Source organism: Brevibacterium sp. HMSC063G07, assembly GCF_001810665.1.
Lineage (GTDB): Bacteria > Actinomycetota > Actinomycetes > Actinomycetales > Brevibacteriaceae > Brevibacterium.
This window is the reverse complement of sequence record NZ_KV802319.1, coordinates 1-1,025: the sequence shown is the minus strand read 5'-3', so window position 1 is coordinate 1,025 and position 1,025 is coordinate 1. Positions and strand designations below refer to the sequence as shown.

Annotated in this window: 2 protein-coding genes; both read right to left on the bottom strand. The window is 54.8% G+C overall.

Translation table 11 applies throughout. The features are described 5' to 3' along the window. A partial coding sequence (locus HMPREF2757_RS00015) for an IS3 family transposase (protein WP_070572190.1) occupies positions 1 to 661 on the bottom strand: 661 nt, incomplete at its 3' end. After that, positions 658 to 975, bottom strand: coding sequence for a transposase (locus HMPREF2757_RS00010; protein ID WP_013887466.1), 318 nt, complete (start codon positions 973 to 975; stop codon positions 658 to 660). The genes HMPREF2757_RS00015 and HMPREF2757_RS00010, both read right to left, overlap by 4 nt. Positions 976 to 1,025: the final 50 nt, after the last annotated feature.

Below are 1,025 nucleotides of genomic sequence, written 5' to 3'. Positions count from 1 at the left end.
CGGCAATCCCGTGCTGGGCAAGTCGCTGGTTGTAGACAACGCTGACATACTGTGAGCCGTGATCTGAATGGTGAATGAGACCTGTTGTTTCCTCAGCACACACGATCGCCTGGTTAAGAGCTTGCAGCGGCAGTGCTTCCGTCCGCATCGAGTCTGATAACGCCCACCCAACGATCCGTCGAGAGTAAACGTCGGTGACAAACGCGGCGTACACAAAGCCTTTCTTCGTGCGCACATACGTAATGTCGGCCACCCACAGTTTATTCGGGCCCTGAGCTTTGAACTCACGCTCGACCAAGTCCGGGCGCAGATCAGGCACATTAGCCTTACGGGTTGTGAGAGGTGATCTGCCTTTGCCTTTGCCAGAAACACCGGCCAAGCGCATCAACCGAGCAGTTTGTTCACGACCGATATCAATTCCGTCACGGCGGAGAGCATGCCACATTTTCCGCACGCCGTAGACGCCGTAATTATCCCGATGAACAGCACTAATGCGGTCGACCAGCACAGCATCACGAAGGCGACGAGCACTTAACCCACGGGCCTTGGACTGGCGATACCCACGCGAGGTGATGAACCCACCAGCCCGGTTATCCTTCAACGTCTTACAGATGAACTCGACAGAGAAACGATTCCGGTATTCATCGATGAATCGGATCATTTCCGACGTTTTGGGTCGAGTTCCGACGCGAAAAAAGCTGAGGCAGCCTTCAGCAGCTCGTTAGTGTCGCGTAGCTCTTGATTTTCACGACGTAGCCTCGCGTTCTCGGCAGCCAAATCTTCAGGCACAGGTTCTGGAATGTTTCCCGCACGGCGGGCCTGCTGAGTCCATTGACGGGCCGTGTGCCATGAAACCCCCAGCTTTGGAGCTACTGCCTGGCACGCGGCTTGCATCGACATATTTTCCGCCAAGATGCGGTCTTCCACAAGACGGACCACACGGTCCTTCGCATCCTGGTCAAATTTCCTTGGCACGTTCCAAATTTTCCCATCTACTCAAACGGAACAAAACCTGGGGCACTTCA